Raw genomic sequence first — 5,879 nt, 5'->3', positions numbered from 1 at the left:
CTGAACAGGTTGGTGTTCCCGGCGCTTCTGTTGGTGTTGGAGGAGCGGAAAGATCCTGTAAGTTGATATTGTCAAAATTCAGGTAGTAATCTCCTGCTGACCACACACAGTTGAAGCGGATGAACAGAGCTCCTGCCGGAGGAGTAAAACCGATTGTTTTTGTTGCACAACTTCCGGAAACAGTGTGATTTGTTTGATTCACAGCAGATCCTGGAATCGCTGTCCATGGCCCGCCTGCAGCACTTGCGTATTCAACAACAAAGCTTCCCCAGGGATTGGACGCACCGGTTGTGTTGGCACTCCAGTTGGCTACTTTGTAATCGTAAGTCAGTATGACCCCGTTACCGCTTGCTGTACCCAAAGAAGGAGACAAGAGAATTGCATCTGTGTTACCACTGTAAAGATTGGAGCGTACCGCACCGGTATTACATGCTGTTGCCCCCGTAAATTGATTGAAATCCGATCCTGGTGAGGACCAACTCTGCATACCTGCATCAAAATTAGCGGAGTAATTGATTTGCGCCCAACCCGTACTCAAAAAAATTGACGTAACGAGCAAGCTAAGCATCGCGAGATACTTTCGTAGTGTTTTCTTCATAAGTTTTAATTTAGTAGATGTTTAGGCAAATGTAAAATAATAACAGTTTATTAATACATTATTTTTTTTCCTTTTACTGTTATAACATGTTGAATGCCTAATAGGTGAGGTTTTCGTGGTAGATGGTTTTTTCGCTCTGAAAGCCTTAGTTTTATTGGGTTTTATGAAATGTTAAAATACCTGTTTTTTATGATTGATAAAGCAATTGTCATGTTAATTTTTGAATCAACTATTGTTACAATTATTGATTAATCAACAAAAAACCCTTCCGTAATATTACGGAAGGGTTCTCTAAAAATGAACTAAACAATCAGTTTGTTTATTGAATCACGATTCGGAATACTTTTTCAGCACTGTCACTTGACAATTTGAAGAGGTATGTACCTCTTTCAACTTCTTTCAAATCGATGGCATTTGTACCCAAAGAAATACTTTTCGTACCTGTTTGGATGGTGCGTCCATTGATATCGGTAACAGTTAAGTTAAAGCTACCGGTTGCAAATGTAGATTCAATATATACCAAACCTGTAGAAGGGTTCGGGTAAATGCTCACTTCTTCCAATGCGTTTTCTTCAACTGATAACCAGTTACAGTTCTGAACAGATACTATAACCATTGCCGTATCATCCGGACAAACTCCGTTTCCTGAAACATAATCGTAGTTGTATTGCCCCGGGAAGTTTGCAGTTGTGATCTGAGAGTTTGGCATAAGGCTGTTTTGTGTATCATACCAGTCTCCGTTCAAATCTGTATTTCCGTTTAATCCTGCCAATAAGTCGATAGGTTCATTCTTACAAGCTGTGACGATTCCATCCTGACCCGCATTTGACGGTTTGAAAATTCTCACTTGTGAAACAATCGAGTCGTATGCACAACCCTCCGTTACACGGTATTGAAGATTGAATGTCTGGTATGCAAGACCGGAAGAAATAAACAAAGAATCCTGAAGGCTTATGTTTACAGCCGGAATCGAAGAAGACCATGTTCCACCTGTGTTGTAATTAATGATTGTGTTGAACAAATTAACCGTATCACCTGTACAAACATTTGTTATCTGGCTTGCCGGATTAATGATCCCTGCCTCCAATACGATCGGAGAAACATTCAGGCTAAAGTTTCCTGAAGTAGAACTATACTTATCATACATGATGTAGTAAGTGGTTCCCGGAGTTAATCCACAAACAGTGAAGTTAGGAGCAGAGCTTCCACCACCGATTGCATCGTCATTAGCAGCTTTTAAAGTAAATGTACTGAAGTTTGCACAGTTCGCTACAGCGTAAACGGCAGCCTGTCCGTTGTAGCTGATCGCTGTAGCGTTCACTCTTACAGAACCTGACGGAGGAGCAACGAATGTATACCACAAAGTACCATCCAGGGTTGAGTTTGCCCATCCGGTTGTAGTTTGAGCACCTGTTGCAGGAGGAGCAATACTTGCTTCACCTGTAGAAACAGTTGCTCCTGCATTGTCGAACGTATAAGTACGGTTTAATTGTAACAATTCCGGAGCGCAGACAAGGTCATTTGTTAATGGCATTCTAATTGTGAACGGTCCTGCAAATGAAGAAGTATCTCCACCTAAACAAACTGCCTGTACATAATATTGGTAAACACCTGAAGCCATTAAGTTCGCGTCGTAGATTGTATCAGCTAAGTTCGTTCCGTTTGCTGTAACAGTCGGTACAGAATATAATGGGAATCCGGTCATTCCGTATTGAATTTTGAATGATTGAGCCGGGTATACAATACTTGATGGAGTCCATGCCCAAGTCAATTTCAATGAATCAGGAGCTGCTGTTCCACCCAATGTGGTAGGATTTGAACAACGAGGCAATGTGGTGAAGTTGTGATTCAAAGCCAAAGAAGTATCGCCGTTTGCACAATGTGCATAGATGTAAAGCGTGTAATTCGTTACCTGAGTCAAACCTGTAATTGTTGCGAAACTGTTGGTTGTATTGATAATTGTTCCTGTTCCCGGTGTAAATCCTGCCGGACCGTATTCAATGATCCATGCTGTTTCAGCTGCTAATCCTGCTGTCCATCCGAAAGTAATTTCTTCAGCACTTAGGAAAGTTGTCACAACATTTTTTGGTTTCGGACAATCTGTGTAGAAGAATTCCACACACGTATTGTTTTGTAAATAAGCAGCGTTGTCATTGGACACGTTAAAGTCCTGGATTGGTCCGGAAATACCGATATCAGCATTCGCACCGTAATCATCTGCAGCGTTCGGAGCACCGAAAACAACGTCGTCATATACAAACCAGATTTTTCCTGTAGCTTCATCAATCTGAACCTGGAAAGTTACTGTTGGAGCTGTTGCAGAACCTGAATAGTTACAGATATTGTCCCACTGAACGATGAATGTTCTGTTCGGAGCAGTACCGATTGTTTGCTGGTACACATTTCCTGACTCATCATCCAAGTCATCACCCCAAGGGTAAATAAAACTTCCTGTTAAGCTGTTCATATTTCCCGGAGATGGTACAACATCAGCTGTAGTTGTTCCAAGAGCGATACCACCGTTGTTACCAATATTACAAGTTGTTATTAAAGCACCCTGGTACAAAATCGGGAACGGAAGTGTCATTCCTTGCTCACTATCATCCGTCAGGTTAAGATCTGTTCCGGTTGTTGCAATATCAATGAATCCTGCAGTCGGACAATCCGATCTCCATTCCATGAAAGGAGCCTGGTTGTACGTATTGAAAGTAGCAGGACCAGTCCATAAGGATGTATCACCTGCACCACAAATGGCTCTTACATAAACCTGGTAAAATGAATGCGTAGTCAATCCTGAGATTGTACCCGGATTGGTAGTTGTCAATACAGTAGTTCCTGAACCCAATGCGAATCCTTGCGGACCGTATTGTAACTGCCACGATGTTTCACTTCCCGCAGAAGTCCATGTAACATTTGCGTTGCTGTTTGTTGCAGATTGAACTGTAATGGATAATGGTTGCGGACAAGTAATAGTCATTCCGGAGAATTCGTAAGCTCCCATATCAGGATTTGTTCCTGTTCCCGGTCTTGTAGCTCCTGTAATATCCAAATTGGGAGCACCCAATGAAGCAATTGCCAAAGCGCCGCTTTCGATGGCTGTCGGAACAGTTGTCAAAGGCAATAAGTTTGTATTGGATGTAAACGGAGCCGGCGTATTTGAAATCGGAGCTGAATTCACATCATTCGTAACGTTGTTTACTTGTGAGATAGCTCTCCATGTATTCAAATTCAAATAGTTTCCTGTTCCGGAAGTTGTTCCGATTTTTCCAACTAAGTGAATCGCATCATTCGTAATACCATAATAGTTATTGTTCAGGGAAGCGTTTGTGAAATTGTATCCGCTTGCGAACCATACTGCGCTGAATTCTTTGGCTCCTGTTGCCGTAGAAGTCATAACATTAGAGAAGATGTTGTTTCGGATATCCAAATTGGTAACGCTTGGTAACGCTACTGCAAGAGCTGCACTTGCTGCAACAGTAGATCCTGTAGAATAGTTTCCTGAAAGATGAACTGAGTTGTAATAAATTTTATGACCCGTTCCTCCGTTCAGACGGATCCCAAAAGCATTATAAGTTTGGGATGTAGCACTGTAGTTAAGGGTTTTAATATCAGAAATACTGTTATTGTCAACAATGTAATTGTTTCCACCTTCAATGTTGATTCCGTAACTACCGTAACCGCTTGTTGATGTACTGTAAATAGAACTGATTACGTTAGATGAAATTTTCACGTTATCAGATGTTCCACCAACTTCAATTCCGGCTGTGCTTACAGAAGTATTTAACTGGATATTGGAGATAGTATTGTTTGAAATCGAACCGATTAATGTGTTGTACGCAATGATTCCTTTGTAACCAATCTGGTCAGCGGCAGTTGTAGAGCCGATTGTATTCCTACGGATAATCAGGTTGTCGTTCTGATTTGCAGCAGCACCGTAGAAGTTAATACCGATATATGCTTTTTTAATATCGTTATTTTCCACCAGGACATTGTCATAATCAGCACCGGAAGTACCTGAAGGCATCGTTGTTGCATTGTTTGCCCCGGCATAGATTCCGTAAGATGAAGAAACAGAACTTCCTGAAGTACCGTTATTCCCCGGTGTGTTACCAATAAGGATGTTGTTTTTGATCACAAAATTGCTAAGTGCCAATCCTGTTCCGGCTGTTGTTTGACCAATCAAACGAATAACCGCAGTGTTCGTAAACGAAGCTGCATTTGTGTTTTGAATAGTCAGGTCTTTTGTTGTTCCTCCCGGAGTAATGGAACCGTCAATGGTTACATTATCAGATCCGCTAAAATTTAAAACCCCGCTTCCTGCACCCGGTGCGCCGGAGATAATAGTCGCAACTGTAGGTTTAATAGCTAAAGAAGCGAAAGAAGCCGTACCGACACCATTTGCAGATAATGCAACAGGAGCTGCAGGTTCTGTGGTGTTTCCGGTAATGCTAATTGAAATTGTACCCGTGTGGGTTCCTGCATTTACTGCAGCAAATGCTGCACTTACTGTGGTGTATGTTGCAGTTGTCGTACCTCCTGTTGCTGTCAAATCTACTTGAGAATGGACATTGGAAACAGAGAAAATACCTAACGCAAACATAACCCCCAGTAAGGGCTGCTTGTAATTTTTCTTCATAATCATCAGTTTCAGCAAAGATACTTATTTGTTAAACCGATAAATTCAGCGGGATAAGACGGCTGACCAGGCATCAATGATTGATCTGTCAACAGGAGTTGCTTCGCTGTATAAAATGAGGCTTTCGACGAATAAATTTTTCCTTTCAACGAACAAAAACCTTATAGCCAAAAAAACATAAAAAATCTTAAAAAGCACAAAAAATAAACAAAACCAGGCTGTATGTGATTTTTTTAAAACAAAACCCCTCCTGAAACAGGAAGGGTTTTTACGGTTATTGGTTTGTTTTAAGCGCTTATTGAATCACGATTCTAAACACTTTTTCAGCATCATCGCTTGACAATTTGAAGAAGTATGTACCTCTTTCAACCTCTTTCAGGTTGATGGTGTTTGTACCCAAAGTAATGCTGTTCATACTCGTTTGAATTGTGCGGCCATTTACATCCATCACGATCAGATCGAAATTGCCAGAAGAGAATCCGGATTCAATATATACCAACCCTGTGGAAGGGTTCGGGTAAATGTTTACTGCTTCCAATGCATTTTCAGCTACTGACAACCAGTTACAATTTGTAACGGTTACCACAACCAAAGCGGTGTCATTCGGACAAACTCCGTTTCCTGAGATGTAATCGTAGTTGTATT

Annotated in this window: 3 protein-coding genes; all 3 read right to left on the bottom strand. The window is 41.2% G+C overall.

Going from position 1 to position 5,879, the window contains the following annotated elements; all coding sequences use genetic code 11:
• The coding region (locus Q1V93_RS00690) for a hypothetical protein (RefSeq protein WP_300660069.1) at positions 1-598 on the bottom strand (598 nt) is incomplete at its 3' end.
• 319 nt (positions 599-917) lie between these two features.
• Complete coding sequence (locus tag Q1V93_RS00685) at positions 918-5,234, bottom strand: T9SS type A sorting domain-containing protein (RefSeq protein WP_300660066.1); 4,317 nt, start codon at positions 5,232-5,234, stop codon at positions 918-920.
• Between the two features lie 295 nt (positions 5,235-5,529).
• Positions 5,530-5,879: T9SS type A sorting domain-containing protein (locus Q1V93_RS00680; protein WP_300660063.1), on the bottom strand; the 350-nt coding region annotated here is incomplete at its 5' end.

This window comes from Fluviicola sp. (genome assembly GCF_030151805.1).
GTDB lineage: Bacteria > Bacteroidota > Bacteroidia > Flavobacteriales_D > Crocinitomicaceae > Fluviicola.
The sequence above is the reverse complement of the archived record's forward strand: the minus strand, read 5'-3'. Positions and strand labels throughout refer to the sequence as shown.

What these genes read in the sequence shown, in the direction of transcription:
- Q1V93_RS00685 (WP_300660066.1), bottom strand. Translation starts at nt 5,234, where the DNA reads ATGAAGAAAAATTACAAGCAGCCCTTACTGGGGGTTATGTTTGCGTTA.